General features: G+C 35.5%; 12 protein-coding genes and 1 pseudogene. 4 read left to right on the top strand and 9 right to left on the bottom strand.

Annotated elements, in window-relative coordinates:
* Window positions 1-178 precede the first annotated feature (178 nt).
* A complete protein-coding gene (locus WBG07_RS13845) occupies window positions 179-4,579 on the bottom strand; it encodes a hypothetical protein (protein WP_340202115.1) in 4,401 nt (1,466 codons plus the stop codon).
* 806 nt (window positions 4,580-5,385) lie between these two features.
* Here WBG07_RS13845 and WBG07_RS13840 point away from each other — a divergent pair.
* Window positions 5,386-5,916, top strand: a complete 531-nt coding sequence (locus tag WBG07_RS13840; RefSeq protein WP_340202114.1) for a lipid-binding SYLF domain-containing protein — start codon at window positions 5,386-5,388, stop codon at window positions 5,914-5,916.
* A 117-nt stretch (window positions 5,917-6,033) separates the two neighbouring features.
* Here the strand turns inward: WBG07_RS13840 and WBG07_RS13835 are convergent, their stop codons facing one another.
* From WBG07_RS13835 to WBG07_RS13820, 4 genes are all read right to left on the bottom strand, one after another.
* Window positions 6,034-7,017, bottom strand: coding sequence for a YpdA family putative bacillithiol disulfide reductase (locus WBG07_RS13835; protein ID WP_340202189.1), 984 nt, complete (start codon window positions 7,015-7,017; stop codon window positions 6,034-6,036).
* Entirely contained in the window at window positions 7,017-7,676 is a 660-nt protein-coding gene (gene rpe, locus WBG07_RS13830) for a ribulose-phosphate 3-epimerase (RefSeq protein ID WP_340202113.1), read from the bottom strand. Before rpe ends, WBG07_RS13835 begins: the two co-directional genes overlap by 1 nt.
* Window positions 7,677-7,926: 250 nt before the next feature.
* Window positions 7,927-8,790, bottom strand: coding sequence for a sigma-70 family RNA polymerase sigma factor (locus WBG07_RS13825; RefSeq protein WP_340202112.1), 864 nt, complete (start codon window positions 8,788-8,790; stop codon window positions 7,927-7,929).
* 122 nt (window positions 8,791-8,912) lie between these two features.
* Complete coding sequence (locus WBG07_RS13820) at window positions 8,913-9,827, bottom strand: alpha/beta hydrolase (RefSeq protein ID WP_340202111.1); 915 nt, start codon at window positions 9,825-9,827, stop codon at window positions 8,913-8,915.
* A gap of 300 nt (window positions 9,828-10,127) precedes the next feature.
* Here WBG07_RS13820 and WBG07_RS13815 point away from each other — a divergent pair, with 300 nt between their 5' ends.
* A complete protein-coding gene (locus WBG07_RS13815; RefSeq protein ID WP_340202110.1) occupies window positions 10,128-11,378 on the top strand; it encodes a M57 family metalloprotease in 1,251 nt (416 codons plus the stop codon).
* A gap of 90 nt (window positions 11,379-11,468) precedes the next feature.
* Window positions 11,469-13,008, top strand: a pseudogene (locus WBG07_RS13810) (IS1182 family transposase).
* Window positions 13,009-13,161: 153 nt separating this feature from the next.
* On the opposite strand, the gene WBG07_RS13805 reads toward WBG07_RS13810, so the two are convergent.
* Entirely contained in the window at window positions 13,162-15,402 is a 2,241-nt protein-coding gene (locus WBG07_RS13805) for a polyribonucleotide nucleotidyltransferase (RefSeq protein ID WP_340202109.1), read from the bottom strand.
* A 188-nt stretch (window positions 15,403-15,590) separates the two neighbouring features.
* A complete protein-coding gene (rpsO, locus tag WBG07_RS13800) occupies window positions 15,591-15,860 on the bottom strand; it encodes a 30S ribosomal protein S15 (RefSeq protein WP_340202108.1) in 270 nt (89 codons plus the stop codon).
* Between the two features lie 164 nt (window positions 15,861-16,024).
* Here rpsO and WBG07_RS13795 point away from each other — a divergent pair, with 164 nt between their 5' ends.
* A complete protein-coding gene (locus WBG07_RS13795) occupies window positions 16,025-16,873 on the top strand; it encodes a hypothetical protein (RefSeq protein WP_340202107.1) in 849 nt (282 codons plus the stop codon).
* A gap of 35 nt (window positions 16,874-16,908) precedes the next feature.
* Here WBG07_RS13795 and accD read toward each other — a convergent pair whose 3' ends face one another.
* Both accD and fbaA read right to left on the bottom strand, forming a co-directional pair.
* Window positions 16,909-17,766, bottom strand: a complete 858-nt coding sequence (gene accD, locus WBG07_RS13790; RefSeq protein ID WP_340202106.1) for an acetyl-CoA carboxylase, carboxyltransferase subunit beta — start codon at window positions 17,764-17,766, stop codon at window positions 16,909-16,911.
* Between the two features lie 88 nt (window positions 17,767-17,854).
* Window positions 17,855-18,922 (bottom strand): class II fructose-bisphosphate aldolase, encoded by a 1,068-nt coding sequence (gene fbaA, locus WBG07_RS13785; protein WP_340202105.1) that lies wholly within the window; start codon window positions 18,920-18,922, stop codon window positions 17,855-17,857.
* Window positions 18,923-18,937 lie beyond the last annotated feature (15 nt).

The following is an 18,937-nucleotide window of genomic DNA, read 5'->3' as shown; positions in this document are numbered from 1 at the left end:
TTCCATCAAATTCTATTCATACCCAAAAGCTACCCAAAAAACTGCTTTCCGTGCTTCGACATTAGACGGTCAAGAAAGAATATGGACCTCTAATTCCCTAGGTCGGGCAGCATCTTGAACTAGATTTGAATGCCTTATAAAGGTTATTTACTTACACTAAAAGAGCTGCGTAAAAAATTTAAAAACTTTTAGTTCTTCTCATTGATTTTTGTTTGTTTTCTTTTTTAGGTTTAAATTTTAGAAGGTTGCTTGCTTGTTTAAATAGTTTTTTTATTTCATCATTTAGCTCATCATAGGGCATGTGTGTTTTTGCATCTGCGGGTAAATTTTCTAGAATGTATGTACCTATCTCTGGACTAAAAGAAGGATTGGATTTAAGTTCTTCAGGGATATCTTGTAAATTTAATTGCTCTGAATTTAAGCCCGCTTCTAGATCTAAAAAATTTGTGTCACTATCTCCGTACATCTTTACAGTATCGAAAGAGGTTTCAGTATCAAAACCAAAGGTGTGAATCGGTTCTATCTCTTCCTCAGATTTTTCTATGCTCCCTCTTGCAATTTCTAATCCGTTTTTTTGTGTATTGATCTCTTTAGCGCTCACGTCTAATTCCTTCTCCTGTTGTAAAATACTATTTTCGCAATTAGAAGAGTTACCCTTAATACGAGCAACTTCATTTTGCATCTTAGTGTTTACTTTATTGAATAAAACGGTAAATCCTAGAGTTGCATTCTTAGACAATCTATTTGATCTTGAAACAATGTGTTTATTTGTTATTTTTAGATTTCGCAACGATCTATTTAAAAGTAACAATCTTCTTCCAAACAATGAAAACCCAAATACTGTGAGACCTATACCCACACCTAAAGGAAGACCTACCCCCGATATAGCCAAACCTAAACTTGTTGCACCCAAAACAAAGCTTGCAGTTGAATAAGCCCATTGCCTTTTAAGAGGTTTATTGGATTGTTTTGCCGAGGTTCGCACATCGTTAACCATATCATAGGCAAATTCTCTGGATAGTGTTGCATACGCTCTTTCCTCACTCAAATCCTCATCGTTTTTAGTATTCAGGTAAAAGCTAAAAGTATCTTTAAAGGCTTTATTAACAGCTTCTGGAAAATTTAGTTGGTCATCTACATTTTTCTGTAACAATTGATCAAACATAGATCTATAAAGGTTAGCATTTTGAACCTTTTCATTTACAAAATCCACACCCGTATCTAGAGCCATTTGTGCGTTATTATATTTAAGTTCTTCAATAATGTTATAAGGCTGGCCAACTATATTTAGTGGCAAGACACGCGCTACATACTTCCCTGACAACGCACTAATTTTAGATTCTGCTTTTGATATGGTTTGCGTTGATTTCTCTGGACTCATATTGGCTTCGTACAAAGCGCTGTCAAATAAAATAGTCTTCATATATTCCAAATCTTCTTTGTCCACAACATTACCGAACATTGGCATCACATTCTTCATTTCTTTCAAATTAAAAAGTTCGCTATATATTGGTGACATCGTAACATTTTCATAGGAATCGCTAGCAATTGATTCACTATTTTCAATCCGGGCTAAGCGGTTAAGCTCATGTTCTGATTCTGAAATATCTTGTTTGCCCAATAGCTCTGATGCCGATTTGGCAGAAGCAATATGCTTCATGATTGTTTTGCTGTCTTTACAGCTACATTTATAATGTCCAATGTACCTATCTGGAAAAGGAGAAGTTTTGATTGAAAAAGTGGGGACTCCATTATTAATACCTAATCCTAACTTGGTAATATTAGTAGCAAGGCTTTCAGTTTCTCCCAATAACAAGACCTCTTCAACATTCACATCAATTTGCGGATGGTTGCTTCTAAGTGTATCGATGCTTATATCCAAATCACTCTGAAAAAGATGAGGTTTTATCAAATTACTGGTTGTAAGGGAGTTGAGAATAAACTGCTTTTCACTCTTAGCAAAGTGCCTCGTGAAATCTTGAACAAATTTTTCTTTTTGTTCATCAGTTAAAGCTTGATGGCTAGCATTGCCAGCAACGTATGACACGATGAAATTTCTTAGCCCTTTCTTATCAAAGCCAATGTTCCACTCTTGAGTTAAGAAATTTTCAAGGTTGAAATCCTCTCTATTTTTTCTGAGTTCAAAAGAAGACATTAGCCTAATGGCGACCTCCCGTGCAGCGACCTCACGGTCTAAAGTAGATAATTCTAAACGTTTGCTCATCAGAATTTTCATTTCTTTCTTTAAAGCATTTTTTTTATCATCACTGTCCAGACCAACTAATAACAATCTATCTTGGGGGCTTGCATCATAAATGGTCTGTGCCAGTTGCTGATAAGATTTGAGATCTTTAGGGGCTTCAACTATGACCAGTCGAGATCTGGACGCCCCAGAATTGATTAACTTATCTAAGTCCTTATCATATTCATCTTTATTACTCAAATTAATTCTATGAGCTATACTTGAAAATACCTCATTAGTATATTTTTCAACAAATGGAGAATCCACATTTCCCATCTTTTCTAATTTCCCAGTTCCTCCTATGTCTTCTTTTACCAATAAATCTACTTTTTCTTCAATTTTTTTCTTCGCATAATCAGTAATTTGATTTTCATCGAGCTTTGTCCTTCTCCAAATTAGTGGAAAAGATGTAGGCCAATATTTGGTAACCCATCTTCCTGACGGGTGCTTTAAGGGATATTCTAATTTTTGATCACTTGTTTTTTTCATACTCCCAAGTGATTGATGATTTATGTCTGAAGGATTTAAAGAAAGAATAACCTCATTCAATTCATCGGTTCTTTTAGATAATAGATTATTCCTTTCTGAGTGCGCTTGATTTTTTCTCATATTGGCCTCAGCTAAAGATACATTCGTTTTTGTATAATATTGGTTTTGACCTTTCATCTGATGTCTCATGGAAGCCGCAGATAGAAATCTTAGGCTAAGATCTAAAGCTAAATTTATGGCGGGTGAAGAAATTAAAAACACTGGTATCACTGCAAGTGGGGGGAAAAATAGTGCAGTACCTACAAAAGCTGCTGTGACTCCTATTCCAAATAAATAGGGTGCATAGTTTAGAATTTTAACTGCTTTTTCATTGGTATCATGTACTTTATTTGTATATCTAAGTCCGTAATTGCGATACGCCTCAGCGCCTACCTCACTGTTCTCTAACTCATAGATATTCTTGTTAAGTTTTTCAACAGAGAGATACGCATCTGTAGTTTGGGCAAGGGCTATTTTTGTTACTTCTGTTTCATTAACGCCACTTTCCCTAAGGTTTTTCAATATGTTTTGAAAAAATAGTTTATACACATTGGCTTTTTTTAAGCTTTCTTGTATTTGATCACTTCCACCATCACGAGCTACATTGGCAATACCGTGAGCCAACTCAACCACCGATGAAGTATACTTACTATATAAATTTTTGATGAGTTCACTAGATACTTCTCTGGCTTTAGTTGCCATCATAATAGAAGCGGCAGCAGAGATTGTTGTATCCAAAGATTTTGGACTAATATATGGCTCGTATAAAACCTCTTCAAATAACGTTTTTCTTAAATAATCTATATCGTCTTGATCTAGGTGCTTTTCAGAAGAAAGACCTTGCCTTTTCATTTCCTCTGTTAAAACTTCTATAGATAATAAATCCGAATATTGTTTCGCTAAAGATACGTTTGGCACACTATCATTTTCTTCACCATTTCTTGAAGCTAAAATATCTGGTTGAGAACGTCCGTCTGCGATAAATTTTAAAAGATCTACATTTTCTCTTACTGCATATGTAAAAGCAGTTGAACTATTTTCTGTAAAGGGCGTTGATTTAATTGATAAAGTTGGAATAGCGCCATTAATAGATTTGCCCAAAAAAGTTATATCTTTTGCTGCTGCTTCATTTCGCCCATAAAATAAGATATCTTCAAGGTTGGCATCAAACTGTGGATGTCTAGTTGCTAAGGTATCTTTATTAATAGCATAATCTTCCTGACTTAAATTAGGCCCTAATAAATCTTTGATTTCAAGTCTATCAATCATCTCATGGAAAGAGACCTCTTCAGAACTAGATGTTAATTCCCTTAAATGCTCTATATTTTTTTTCGCATTGGACAATTCCTTTTTCCATTCTGATTTTAAACATTGTTCTAAAACAGCTCTTTTAGTATCATCCAACCCAACGATTAATAAACGCTCTAAAGGACTCCCATTTATAATAGTTTCTGCAAGTTTATTCATTGATAATCCATTGGCATCTACTATCACTAATCGAGAAGCAGAATTACCTGAATTCACCCATTCTTTTATACTTTTTTTGTACTTCTTTTTTAGTTTTTGTTTTTTAAATTCGGCCTGGTACCTGAAAAGGCTTAATGTTAAATCTAACTGACTTTTTCTATCAATAGGTTTTTTAAGTTTAAACTGAAAACCAGTTTCTCTATCTTTTGCACTTTGAATCTCTTCCTCTAGATCATTAAAAATTTGTTCAGAGAGTTTTTCATATTCTTTTTGATTTAATTTTAGTTTCGTCTTTTTAGGTTCAGCAATTTCTTGGAGTTGGTAATCAAAAGTATAAGGCATATTTAAAAATTATTTATTTGTAAGATTCAATACTGTTAAGTGTAAGATTCCATCTATTACGGTATCTGAAAAGTATTTAACCCCCAAAAGATTTTTTAAAAAGACATTATTTATGCAGAAGAACCTTATTGTAGGTATCTATTTCTGTTCTATTCAAACACACATTCACAAAAAAGACCATCCTTAGATATGTTTTGAAATGAATATGAAAAATACTTCGATAATACTATTTTGATTAGATTCACACAGGAAATTCCTATCATAGGGAATTTGCAGGAAAATTTAAAAAGACGAAAAAAACACTCCAAGGTTATTTTATAAAGAATAACTTGGCAAGAAGAAAATAAGAAGTATCTAAATTTTTAAAATGTTTAAGGGTAAAAATTTCAGTAAGATACATTTACGCTAGGTTCAGTACATTGTAAAAAGATAGTTCTAATTGGAGTTTACTAATTCGGAAAACTGATATCTAATAAGTTAAACAAGTTTAGTGCTTAAAAAACAGAAATTTCTGGATTAAATGCAACTAGAAATACATAAGCTCAGATTAAAATATTCGCTAAAATTTAAAGACGCTATGAATTGAATAAGCGGCTGATTTTTATTCTAATTGAAACCGAATTTTAGCTGATTTCAGATGTTTTTTAATTTACAATTAAATCATGAAAAGTTATTGTCTTCATTAAAGTGAAGTTTTAGAGATATTAATGCGAAAACCTGAGTAAATAACAACCAAAGCTTACTGTGAGATCGTATGTATTTACGGAATCTTTACCTTTGTTAAATACCTAACTAAAATATAAATTATGAAAATCTTTAAAATACTAGTAATTGTTACTTTAATCTTTAATAGTGGGCTGATTTATGCACAAAGTACTAAAGATAAAAAGATAATGAAAGATGCCGTGAAGGCTAAGAAAACAATTTTAGAACAAGTGCCAGATCTAGAAGAATTTTTTGAAGATTCTGCTGGGTATGTTATTTTTCCAAATGTGGGTAAAGGTGGTTTTATTATTGGTGGAGCCTCTGGTAACGGAATACTTTATGAGAATAAGGTTGCGGTAGGCGCTGCAAATCTCAAAAAGTTGAATATTGGTTTACAAGCAGGCGGACAGGCAATAATTGAAGTTATTTTTTTTGAAACAGAGAAAGATCTAAAAGATTTTAAAGATGGTGATTTTGAATTTGAAGCGGGTGCTTCTGCGGTTGCTCTAAAGTCTGGCGTTTCTATTAATGCAAAATATAAAGACGGGGTAGCAGTTTTCGCTTTACCTAAAGCGGGGCTTATGGCAGATGCCTCAGTAGGAGGCCAGAAGTTTGGTTATAAACCTTTCTAAATATAACTAATCACATACCTAAGATCATTCACATAAAACCTCTGGCCTTTGTTCAGGGGTTTTTTGATGTATTATTGAGCGTGTGTTCTTGTTTGAATTAATTTATCTCCAAGATTTTTAAGACTGTAAAACTCTAATCTTATCAACAATATCTTCAACAATTTGCTTTGCGTGTATTCTTGAGTTTTCAATAAACCATTTATGAGTGTCCATGCCTCCGCAAATAACTCCAGCTAGGTAAATCCCTTCTACATTGGTCTCCATTGTTTCTGGATTGTATTTTGGATATTTTTTTTCATCGTTTGATAAGGCAACTCCTATTTTTCTTAAAAATTCAAAATTGGGTTCATAACCAGTAAGTGCTAATACAAAATCGTTTGAGATTGTTTGTGTTTCATCATTCGTTTTGACCACCAATTCTTTTTCACGAATTTCTATAACCTCACTATTAAACAAGGCTTTCACACTCCCTTCTGAAATACGGTTTTCAATATCAGGTTTTACCCAATATTTCACGCGTCTCCCTATGGCTTCCCCTCTAACTATCATAGTTACCTCTGCTCCCTTTCTATAGCATTCTAAAGCAGCGTCTACTGCAGAATTACTAGCCCCAATTACCGCTACCTTTTGTCCGGCATAATAATGAGGATCTTTGTAATAGTGAGTCACTTTAGGAAGATTTTCCCCAGGTATTTCTAGTCTATTTGGAATATCATAAAACCCCGTAGCCACAATAACAAAACGTGATGTATACGTGTCTTTATTGGTGCCTACTTTGAAGGTATTATTGTCTTTTTTTTCAACCGAAGTAACCATCTCAAATAATCTAATAGGCAAGTCATTTGAGGTAACAATTCTTCGATAATATTCTAATGCTTCTGCTCTTTTTGGTTTATTTTCTTTACTTATGAATGGAATATCATTTATTTCAAGCTTTTCCGAAGTAGAAAAGAACTGCATATTCACAGGATAATTAAAAAGGGAATTCACTATGCATCCTTTTTCAATAATTATAGAAGAAAGTCCTTTACGCTTAGCCTCTATAGATGCTGCAATACCAATGGGGCCGCCGCCAATAATAATAACATCCAAAAGCTGCATCACGAAACAAGTTTTTTAAGAGCAGTAATCGTATCCGTAGGGTTTTTACTTCCAAAAACAAAACTTCCGGCAACCAAGACGTCTGCGCCAGTATCTGCTAATTTTTTTGCATTTACTGAGGTAACCCCTCCATCTATTTCGATAAGCGTTTCACATCTCTTCTCCTCAATTAAGGATTTAAGAGCAGCCACTTTTGAATACGTTTGTTCAATAAAAGATTGTCCACCAAACCCAGGATTTACACTCATAAGACATACTAAATCTATATCTTGAATAATCTCTGTTAATAAATGAACCGGAGTATGTGGATTTAAAGCCACCCCAGCTTTCATTCCTGCCGCTTTAATGGCCTGTAATGTTCTATGTAAATGTGTACATGCTTCATAATGAACTGTAAGTATATTAGCTCCTAATGATGCAAAAGTATCTATATAACGATCTGGATCTACAATCATTAAATGTACATCTATTGTTTTTTGAGCATACTTTGTAATGGATTTTAATACGGGCATTCCAAAAGAAATATTAGGTACAAAAACACCATCCATAATATCAATATGAAACCAGTCTGCTTCACTTTTGTTAACCATTTCAATATCGTCTTGTAGGTTCGCAAAATCCGCTGCAAGAATAGAAGGTGCAATAAGGGTAGAACTCATAAATTAGTGCTTAAACAATTATACTGCAAAGATAGCAAAGCAATAATAGAAGCAGAAATTAATTGTTTGCAACAGTAGCGGTTGAATATTAAAATATACCCATGAAAAAACCCCGGTAATCAGCCGGGGTCATTCATCAATCAAAAAACGAACAGTTATGATAAACTGTTGTAATCATCTATGCGTTTAAAACTATTTTCTTCTAGCAGCAAAATACAAAAAATACTTTGCAATCTAAAAAATTAATGTTTTAACCTAAATAGGTCTTTAAGATTTTACTTCTGGAAGTGTGCTTTAAGCGTCTAATTGCTTTTTCCTTTATTTGACGTACACGTTCTCTTGTGAGGTCAAATGTCTCTCCTATCTCTTCTAAGGTCATTGGGTGTTGGTCTCCCAAACCAAAGTATAATCTAATAACGTCTGCTTCACGAGGTGTAAGAGTTTCAAGCGCACGCTCAATCTCTGTACGTAAAGATTCATGCAAAAGTTCTCTATCTGGATTTGGTGATTCACCACTTCTCAATACATCGTATAGATTTGAATCTTCCCCTTCAACCAAGGGAGCATCCATAGATACGTGACGACCAGAATTCTTCATTGATTCCTTTACGTCATTTACGGTCATATCCAACTCTTTTGCAATTTCTTCTGCAGATGGAATACGCTCGTGAGCTTGCTCTAAAAAAGCATAGGTTTTATTGATCTTATTGATAGATCCAATTTTATTAAGTGGCAGACGCACAATTCTAGATTGTTCTGCCAATGCCTGAAGAATAGATTGTCTAATCCACCATACGGCATAGGAAATAAATTTAAATCCCCGGGTTTCGTCAAAACGTTGTGCAGCTTTAATCAATCCAAGATTCCCTTCATTAATAAGGTCTGGAAGTGTAAGTCCTTGATTTTGGTATTGCTTGGCTACCGATACCACAAAACGAAGATTTGCTTTCGTAAGCTTTTCAAGAGCTATCTGGTCTCCTGCCTTAATACGTTGTGCCAATTCTACTTCTTCGTCTGCAGTAATAAGGTCAACTTTACCAATTTCCTGAAGATACTTGTCTAGGGAAGCAGTTTCTCTATTGGTAACCTGCTTAGTGATTTTAAGTTGTCTCATTTAATTTCCTCTCCTTCTGTTAATGATAAATAAATACAATTCTTATATGGTTATACGTACGGTAACAAGAAAATGTTACAAAAAAAATATTATTTATTTTAGAACAGCCTTAAAAAGTAGTATTATTCTCCTTTATTTACTGTGATTTTAGCTTGATGAAATTTCCTGTTAATTACTACCTTATGCATAAATGAGAGTATCTCCTGAAGCCTTTTGAATGGAATTTTAAAAACATCGTGATTTGCATCCACAAAGCTATAAAACAAAAAACTTTCCTCAAGTTTCTCTAATTTAGAAACAATACTAGCAGATCCATCCAGCATTAGATAGCCTATTTGGTCTTTTTTGCAGTAATGATGCGCACCAGAAGCATAGGGAACTAAAGGGTCTGCAGTACCGTGAAAAAAGATACCCGGAACTACATTTTCTTTCGTAATATAGCGTTGATCTAGAATTGCACCCGCTAGAGAAACTACTGCAGCAGGTTTAAAAGAGTCATATTGTTTTTGATCTCTAAAGAGCAGGTCTTTATTATAGGTGAGGTTTAAAATGCCCTCTGCACCGGCACTACTTCCGCTTAAAATAATTTTTTCGTTATCTATCTGGAATAATTTGGTCCTAGCTAACATAAACAAAACGGCATCCATTATATCTTCACCTGCATCTTGAAATGTGGCGATTTTTTCCTCGCTAGGACAATTACATCCAAAGCTTTTTCCCCTTCTTGTGAGTCTATAAGAGACAGATGCTACTACATACCCTCTGGAGGCAATTTGCTTTGCTAATTTAATAATTTCTGGATGGTCTTTTTTACCCGAAGAAAACCCACCTCCATGAACAAAAACAAAAAGAGGTCTTTTGGTTAAAGTATCTTTGTTTGCATGGTAAAAATCAAATTCAAGAATGGTTGAATCTTTAGTTGCATAAGGATACGTCTTTACGGATATCTCAGAGAAGATAGAATCTTTGAATCGCTCTTGACCATACATAAATCCGGAAAAGAGAAAAATACTATACAAAAACCATTTGAAATTCATATGTTGATCTATTTTGGCTAAAAATACAGAATATTTTAGTAGGTAAAGAAAACAAAAGAGGCTGTCTAAAAAGGCAGCCTCTTAATGCTATTAGGATTGCAGTTTACCATAGAAACAGTTAATTTTTAAATAGTTACATTGAGAAATAATAACAGATGTTATCACTATCGTCTATTTAAAGAAATATTGAGAATAGAAATTTTTGAAAATCACTCGGATTTTCGCATTTATTACAATCTGATTGCTATGAAATTTAAAGCTGCATAACTTGGTATTATTAACTTAATTACTACCAATGTTATGAAAATCACAAAATTTTTCAAATTGCCTTTACTGGCACTTTTATTTGTATTGCATTCCTGCCAGCATGAAGATCTGACTTCTGATGACAATAGAGAAGTCAATTCGGTCAAAATACCGAATCACATTGTAAACAAGCTTCAAAAACTTGGGTTTGTTGTAGATGAATATAGCTATCCATATGAAGATGGTTATATTGTAGAAGGTGATATTAAAATTACCGAAAATCAAATTGACAAAATGCTGGAGAAACAGGGAGAGGTTACAAACAGGCATTATGTTACAGATGATCTAGTTAGTACTGGTAGCTCACGGGTCATTAAGGTTTGGATCGATACCAAATTCAGTAGTGCGATGAGAAATCGTATTTTAGAAGCACTTGGCAGGTACAATGCACTAAAGCTAAGATTGACCTTTACGACCACAACAAGTTTATCAGGAGCTGATATCAAAATATTTCTTTCTCCATATGTTGAGTCTGGCTCTTACGCGACTGCCGGATTACCAAGTTATGGTGCTCCTTATTATGAAATTAAAATGAATAACAAATACTACAATACAAGTAAACCTCCCGGAAATACGGTGTCGGTAGTAACTCATGAGATTGGACATTGTATTGGTTTCAGGCATATGGATTATAAAGATATTAGTTATAGTTGCGGAGGATCTCCAAGAGCTGATGACACCCTAGGTGGTGTCAACCCTGTAGCCGGAACTGGTAATGGGAATACTCCAAATTCATGGATGCTGGCCTGTACATCGGGTAGTGCTAATCGCCCTTTTATCCTTACAGACAAGATAGCCCTTTATAACCTTTACGGACGGTTTAGAGACAGGGGAGATGTTTTTCTGAGATATAGAAAAGGGAGTGGCGGACACTTTTATACAAGAAATTATAATGAAGTGCGTGAAGGCAATAGCTTTTTTACTTCACAGGGTATTATGTGCAGAATGTACCCAAATGGTGGAACCGGAAGAAAACCGGTTTATAGATATTACAATACCAAGAATGGAAATCATTTTTATACAATTAATTTTAATGAGTTAGGAAATGGTAATTCAAGATTCAGATATGAAGGGGTTGCAGGCTACGTTTTTTCCTCAAATAGCCGTGACAGGGTTGCTTTATACCGTTATTACAGTCCCAGTAAGGATTTTCATTTCTATACAACAGATTACAGTGAAATGGGCAGTGGTGCTGATGGTTATCATCTGGAAAGTATCTTAGGGTATACGTATCCTAATAAGTAATGTTGTTTTAACAAAAGCTAAAAGAGGCTGTCTAAAAAGGCAGCTTCTTTTTTTTTTTGAATAAGGTGTTTGTGCTTTGTATTTTTAGATATGAAACGCACACAAGTCTGGAAGACCAATCATCAAGGTCAATTAAGTTTACTTCCCCCTAGTTATGATGACCTGGCTCCTGCCAACCACCAGGTTCGTATTGTAAACACTATTTTAGATAGGGTTGATTTGAGTAGTATTGAAGCTACTTATAAAGGTGGTGGAACCTCAAGTTATCATCCCAAAGTATTATTGAAAATTTTAGTGTATGCCTATTTACGTAACTTATATTCTTCTCGTAAAATAGAGCAGGCTTTGTCAGAGAACATTCATTTTATGTGGCTCTCTGGTCAGGCAACTCCAGATCATAATACGATTAGCAACTTTCGTTCGGGTAAGCTCAAAGGAAAATTCAAAAAAATTTTCAATCAGGTAGTTTTGTTATTGTGTGAGCAGGGGTATTTAAGTTTGAAAGATATTTATGTGGATGGGACCAAGATTGAGGCCAATGCCAACCGCTATACCTTTGTTTGGGCTAAGAGCCCTAAAACTTCTCGCGCACGCATTAAAAAGCAGTTAAAGGAATTGTGGGCTTACGTAGAGATGGTCTATGCCGAAGAAGAACAAACCCCTAAAGGTCCGGATAGTTTTGAAGCCATAGACCCAGAGCAAGTTACCAGAGCCATTGATAGTATCAATAAGGCATTGGAAGGTAAAACAGTGGACAAAGCCGTTAAGCAAAAACTTAACTATGCAAAAAAACACTGGCCTTTTAATGTGGCGAAGTACAATAAACAAGAAGCACTTTTACAGGATAGGGGCAGCTATAGTAAGACCGATCCCGATGCTACCTTTATGAGGATGAAAGATGACCACATGAAAAACGGTCAGTTAAAAGCATCTTATAATATTCAAGGGGCTTCTAACAATCAGTTTCTGGTTCATTACACCCTGGAACAAAAACCAAATGACACCACTACTTTAAAGAACCATGTGCAAGCATTTAAAGACAGCTTTGGGCAAACTCCCGATACCCTTACCGCTGACGCAGGGTATGGCAGTGAGGAAAATTATCAATACTTAGAAAACAAGGATATTGAGGCCTTCGTAAAATACAACTACTTTCATAAAGAACAGCAGGAAGCTACATCCGGGAAAGTCAAAAAGCCCTTTGCCGTTGATAAGCTCTATTACCATCAGGACACCGATTCTTATTACTGTCCTATGGGACAAGCCATGTATTGGAAGCTATCAAAACAAAACAGCTAACGGATTTATTCAAACCATCCATCGCTATCAGGCACAAAATTGTGAGGGCTGTCCGATTCGCTCCTTATGCCATAAGGCTAAAGGAAATAGAATTGTAGAACGAAACCATAATTTGACACGCCTGAAACAAACAGCTAACGAAAAACTCTTATCCGAACAAGGAATCGCCCATAGAGGGAAAAGATGTTGGGATATTGAAGCTATTTTTGGTAATATCAAACAAAATATGGGCTTTAGAAGATTTATGTTAAGAGGAAGGGAAAAGGTAGAAACTGAATTTGGGCTGATTGCCTTGGCACATAATCTTAAAAAGCTAAGCCTAAGGGTGTAAAAAATACTATAAAATCCTTGTTCTTTGTTCAATTAACGAATAACCACCAACTTTCACAAAGCAAATCTCTAAAATTCCAAAGTAGCTAAAAAAGAAAAAGACCGCCTAAATCTTTTTAGACGGCCTCTTTACTATCACTAAATAATAGAATCTTTAAGAATCGTCTCTATTAGTATCAGGTCTTGGTTTTCTATCGCGATCTCTATTTCTGTCGTTGCCACGATTTCTGTTATCATTACGCCTTCTATCATCTCTTCTTTCTTCACCTTCTGGACGCTCTTTTCTTGGAGGTCTAGGCAATAAAGCTTTACGAGAAACTTTAGGTTTTTTGGTTCTTGGATCAAGACCAATGTATTTAACGTCTAGAACATCCCCTACTTTTAGAACATCTGCTGCATTTTCAGTTCGTTCCCAGGCAATTTCTGAAACATGTAACAGGGAGTCTTTACCAGGAACAAACTCAATTACTGCACCAAAATCAAGAACTTTGGTTACCGTAACGGAATACGTTTCTCCTTCTTTAGGTTCAAAAGTATATCCTTTAACGCGCTCAATAGCCTTATCTATACCATCTTGGTTTACCCCAAGAATCTCAACAATACCTACGTCTCCATCTTCTTCAATAACAACTGTTGTTTCCGTTTCAGCTTGTAGCGCTTGAATATTCTTTCCACCAGGTCCAATCACTGCACCAATATAGTCTTTTGGAATTTCCATTTTAACTATTTTAGGAGCATGTGCTTTTACATTTTCAGCTGCAGAAGGAATAGCCTCTGTAAGTTTATTGAGAATATGAAGTCTTCCTTCTTTTGCTTGATTTAAAGCATTTTCAAGAATTTCATAAGACAATCCTTTAATCTTGATATCCATCTGGCAGGCAGTGATACCATTTGCGGTACCAGTAACTTTAAAGTCCATATCACCTAAATGATCTTCATCACCTAAAATATCAGACAAAACTGCGTAGCGCTCACCATCTGAGATAAGCCCCATGGCAATACCAGAAACAGGTTGTTTTAATTGCACACCGGCATCCATCAGCGCCATTGTACCAGCACAAACAGTTGCCATTGAAGAAGAACCGTTAGATTCTAATACTTCAGAAACTATTCTCACCGTATATGGACAATCTTCAGGAATCATATTTTTCAAAGCACGTTGTGCCAGATTACCATGACCTATTTCTCTTCGGGAAGTACCTCTTAGAGGTCTTGCCTCACCTGTACAGAAAGGAGGAAAATTATAATGCAAATAAAAACGTTCTTCCCCTTGATCTGTTGGGCGGTCAATTATATTGGCTTCTCTAGAAGTTCCTAGTGTAACCGTTGCCAGTGCTTGCGTTTCTCCTCTAGTAAATACAGAAGAACCATGAGTAGAAGGCAAAAATGGTACTTCACACCAAATAGGTCTTATATCTTCTGGTTTTCTTCCGTCAAGTCTTATTTTTTCATCAAGAATAAGATTTCTTACCGCTTCTTTTTGCACTTTTCCAAAATACTTACCAATCAAATCACCGTCTTCTTCCAGTTCTTCTTCGGTAAATAATTCTTCACAAGCAGTTTTTAACTCAGAGAACTTCTCTCCTCTTTCCTGCTTAGAAGTATCTTCTTTGGCAATCTCATAACATTTATCGTACGCAAACTCATGTATTTTGCTTGCCATTTCTTCATTCTCTTTCTCTCCTTCGTATTCACGGGTTTCTTTCTTACCTCCCATTTTCTCTACGAGGCTCAACTGCGCCTGGCATTGTACCTTAATAGCTTCATGTGCAAATTTAATTGCATCGGCCATTTCTTTTTCAGAAACCTCTAGCATTTCTCCCTCTACCATAGCAACAGAATCTATAGAAGCACCTACCATCATATCAAGGTCTGCTTCCGCTAGTTGTGTTTTGCTTGGGTTGATGACAAATTCGCCATTGATTCTTGCCACACGAACTTCTGAAATAGGGTATTCAAAAGGAATATCGGAAAGTTGAATACAGGCAGATGCTGCAAGTCCCGCAAGTGCATCTGGCATTACTTCATCATCATGAGACATTAATTGAATCATCACCTGTGTTTCAGCATGATAATCTTTTGGGAATAGTGGGCGTAACACACGGTCTACCAACCTCATCGTTAGCACTTCAGAATCACTTGGTCTGGCTTCTCGTTTAAAAAAGCCCCCTGGGAATCTTCCGGCAGCCGCGAATTTCTCGCGATAATCTAACGTTAAAGGTAAAAAGTCAACAGGTGAAGCTTTACGTGCAGATACTACCGTAGCAAGTAACATGGCATCACCCATTCTCACTACCACAGAGCCGTCTGCCTGTTTCGCTAATTTTCCCGTTTCGATGGAGATCGTCCTACCGTCTCCTAATTCGATAATTTCTTGTTTTACTTCAGGAATCATAAATTTTTTTAAATTAATTAAACAATGGGCGTTGTGTTGTTGTAGTTGTTGTGACCCAATGAAAAACCAATATATTCAGCTTTTAGTCTGAAAGCCTTTCTGCTTTCATGTTGAGCTTTACTCAATTTTGTTGAACTTTAGTATACGTTGATTTGTATAAAAAAAGAGGCAAGAAGCCTCTTTTTAATTTACTTTCTAAGTCCAAGTTCTTTTATAATTTCACGGTAACGTACAATATCTTTCTTTATAAGATAGTCTAGTAAGCTTCTTCTCTTACCTACTAGTTTTACCAGAGAACGTTCTGTATTAAAATCTTTACGATTTTTTTTAAGGTGTTCTGTAAGGTGATTTATTCGATGCGTGAATAAAGCAATTTGTGCTTCTGCCGAACCTGTATTGCTCTCAGAACCACCATGTTTTGTGAAAATGTCCTTCTTTACTTCTTTTGTAAGATACATGCCAATATTATTTAAATGATTTTTATGTATGTTGATAGTTTTTCTATCAGCGTGCAAATATAAAAATAATTTTATGAATTTTATGAATTAGATTTTTTTAATATCGTTTTAAACCTTTTTAAAAGTAAAGAGTCTTAATAGCAAACATTAAAACCATTTACATTATGAAAGTAGTACTCAAAAAGCTACAATTACTGTTGTTAGCAGTATTTGTATTTACAAGTTGTAACAATGAAGATGTTACATTAGATGATAATGAAGTTATCTCTGAAGAACAATTAAATGCAATGGACGAGGTAGACCTCATTTCTGAAGAGGTAAACGGTGTTGTGGAAGACGTTTATGCAGCAGATGAAATTGCCACGCTTTCCCGAAGCAATTATGTTTCCGATTATTTGCCAGACTGTGTAACGATTACAAGGGTAATCACAAGCACTACCAAAGAATTAACTATTGAGTTTGCAGATAATTGTGAACTTAGAAATGGGAATGTAGTAAGTGGCACCATTTATCTCTCTTATTCTAAAGACATGGAAGCGATGACTAAAGTCTTGACATTTTCTTTGGAAAACTTTGTCTTTAATGGAGTAAGTGTAGAAGGAAGTTCTTCTATCACCCGTATGCGTTCTAACGAAAATGGAAATCCTCAATCTACAGCAGAAGCGAGATTTGGAGCTACCTGGCCTAACGGAGACACGGCATCTTTTATTGGCACTCGTACTAGAGAATGGATTGAAGGATACGGTTCCGGTACTTGGGGAGATAATGTATTTCTGATTACAGGAAATGCTACCTACACAAATAGGTTAGGCAACACTTGGAAAAGAACCGTACTAACTGCTTTAAGAAGAGAGCTGGCATGTCGTTTCCTGGTAAGTGGAGTATTAGAAATTAGTCGTAACGGCAATGCGGCTACCATAGATTTTGGAGATGGAAGCTGTGATAATAAAGCGGTAATTACCTATCCAGATGGAACAACAAAAGAGATAAACCTACGAAGGTTTAGAGACTAAAAAGAAAAAGCCCCGTTTAATGGACGGGGCTTTTTTTATGTTCTTACTTCTTTGTTAAGAATCAAGTCAATATATAAATTTACTTTCTTTTTTAATTCTTTACGATGCACAATGAAATCAAGAAAACCATGTTCTAACAGAAATTCAGAAGTTTGAAACCCATCTGGCAACTCTTTACCCGTAGCTTCTTTAACAACTCTTGGTCCTGCAAATCCAATAAGTGCTCCTGGTTCTGCAATATTAATATCTCCAAGCATCGCATAAGATGCAGTTGTACCTCCCGTAGTAGGGTCTGTACATAGAGAAATATACGGAATACCTGCATCACATAATTGAGCAAGTTTTGCAGAAGTCTTGGCAAGCTGCATTAGGGAAAGTGCTGCCTCCATCATTCTAGCGCCACCAGATTTAGAGATCATCATAAAAGGGATCTTTTTTTGAATTGCGTAGTCTATAGCCCTTGCTATTTTTTCTCCCACTACACTTCCCATAGAACCTCCTATAAATGTAAAATCCATACAAGCAATAACCAGCTCTTTACCCATAGATTTCCCTACCGCTGCGCGAACCGCATCTTTTAGTCCTGTTTTTTCTTTTGCTTGCTTAAGGCGATCTGCATACTTTTTAGTGTCTTCAAATCGCAATGGATCTTTTGAAGTTAATCCGGCATCAAGTTCTTTGAATTTATTATCGTCAAAAATAATTTCAAAATATTCCTTACTTCCTATTCTTACATGATAGTCGTCTTCAGGACTTACATAAAAATTTTTTGCAAGTTCCTCTGCTTCTACCACTTTACCAGTAGGCGATTTATACCATAAACCTTTAGGGGTGTCTTTCTTCTCTTCTGTTGAGGTTTGGATTCCTTTTTCTGTTCGTTTAAACCAGGCCATTTATTTTAAATTTGATTTTCGCAATAATTCTATAGGTTCCTTATGCAGGATATGTAAAACGTTGGAAATACTTATTTAAATTTATGATTTAAAGTGTATTCACGTTATTAAGGTCTTCAAATGCTTTTTTCAAACGTGCTTTGAATGTTACCTCTCCTTCCCGAAGCCATTTTCTAGGATCGTAATACTTTTTATTGGGTTCGTCTGAACCGTCTGGGTTTCCAATTTGAGTTGAAACATAGTCTTTTTTATTGATCATATAGTCTCTAATTCCTTCTGTAAAAGCAAATTGTAAGTCAGTATCAATATTCATTTTTATAACACCATATCCAATAGCTTCCTGAATTTCAGCCTCTGTAGAACCAGATCCTCCGTGAAAAACAAAATCAACAGGATTAGAACCGGTATTGTATTTTTTCTGGATATAGTCCTGAGAATTTTTAAGAATTTTTGGTGTAAGTTTTACATTTCCTGGTTTATAAACACCATGAACATTTCCAAATGCAGCTGCTACCGTAAATTGATCGCTCACCTTTTTAAGTTCCTCATATGAGTACCCAACTTCTTCTGGTTGCGTATACAATTTAGAGCTATCCACATCAGAGTTATCAACGCCATCTTCTTCACCTCCCGTGATTCCTAATTCTATTTCTAGGGTCATACCCATTTTGCTCATTCGCTCAAGATAGGTTTTACATATTTCAATATTCTCTTCTAAAGGTTCTTCAGAAAGATCAATCATATGTGAACTAAAAAGGGGCTTTCCGGTTTCTTTAAAATGTTTTTCACTTGCATCTAGCAAACCGTCAATCCAAGGAAGTAATTTTTTTGCGCAGTGATCTGTATGCAAAATTACGGTAGCTCCATAAGCTTCTGCTAATTCATGTACATGTTTAGCTCCTGCTACTGCTCCTTGAATGGCTGCTTTTTGACCTTCATTACTAAGACCTTTACCGGCGTTAAATTGGGCTCCTCCATTAGAAAATTGAATAATTACTGGAGCATTAAGTTCAGCGGCGGTTTCTAAAACTCCATTAATACTGTTAGATCCTATGACATTTACTGCGGGAAGGGCAAAACCTTTCTCTTTTGCATAGGCAAAAATTTCTTGTACTTCTTTGCCGGTGGCAACACCGGGCTTGATGTTATGACTCATATTATGTTAGTTAGT

It is taken from the genome of Ascidiimonas meishanensis (assembly GCF_037782385.1).
GTDB lineage: Bacteria > Bacteroidota > Bacteroidia > Flavobacteriales > Flavobacteriaceae > Ascidiimonas > Ascidiimonas meishanensis.
Note: the sequence above shows the minus strand (reverse complement) of the source record. Positions and strands in the feature narration are given on the sequence as shown.

Bases quoted from the DNA above. Each gene is read 5' to 3' on its own strand.
- WBG07_RS13840 (WP_340202114.1), top strand. From the start codon at position 5,386: ATGAAAATCTTTAAAATACTAGTAATTGTTACTTTAATCTTTAATAGT.
- rpsO (WP_340202108.1), bottom strand. From the start codon at position 15,860: ATGTATCTTACAAAAGAAGTAAAGAAGGACATTTTCACAAAACATGGT.
- WBG07_RS13845 (WP_340202115.1), bottom strand. From the start codon at position 4,579: ATGCCTTATACTTTTGATTACCAACTCCAAGAAATTGCTGAACCTAAA.
- WBG07_RS13835 (WP_340202189.1), bottom strand. From the start codon at position 7,017: ATGCAGCTTTTGGATGTTATTATTATTGGCGGCGGCCCCATTGGTATT.
- accD (WP_340202106.1), bottom strand. From the start codon at position 17,766: ATGGCCTGGTTTAAACGAACAGAAAAAGGAATCCAAACCTCAACAGAA.
- WBG07_RS13815 (WP_340202110.1), top strand. From the start codon at position 10,128: ATGAAAATCACAAAATTTTTCAAATTGCCTTTACTGGCACTTTTATTT.
- WBG07_RS13805 (WP_340202109.1), bottom strand. From the start codon at position 15,402: ATGATTCCTGAAGTAAAACAAGAAATTATCGAATTAGGAGACGGTAGG.
- WBG07_RS13820 (WP_340202111.1), bottom strand. From the start codon at position 9,827: ATGAATTTCAAATGGTTTTTGTATAGTATTTTTCTCTTTTCCGGATTT.
- fbaA (WP_340202105.1), bottom strand. From the start codon at position 18,922: ATGAGTCATAACATCAAGCCCGGTGTTGCCACCGGCAAAGAAGTACAA.
- WBG07_RS13795 (WP_340202107.1), top strand. From the start codon at position 16,025: ATGAAAGTAGTACTCAAAAAGCTACAATTACTGTTGTTAGCAGTATTT.
- rpe (WP_340202113.1), bottom strand. From the start codon at position 7,676: ATGAGTTCTACCCTTATTGCACCTTCTATTCTTGCAGCGGATTTTGCG.
- WBG07_RS13825 (WP_340202112.1), bottom strand. From the start codon at position 8,790: ATGAGACAACTTAAAATCACTAAGCAGGTTACCAATAGAGAAACTGCT.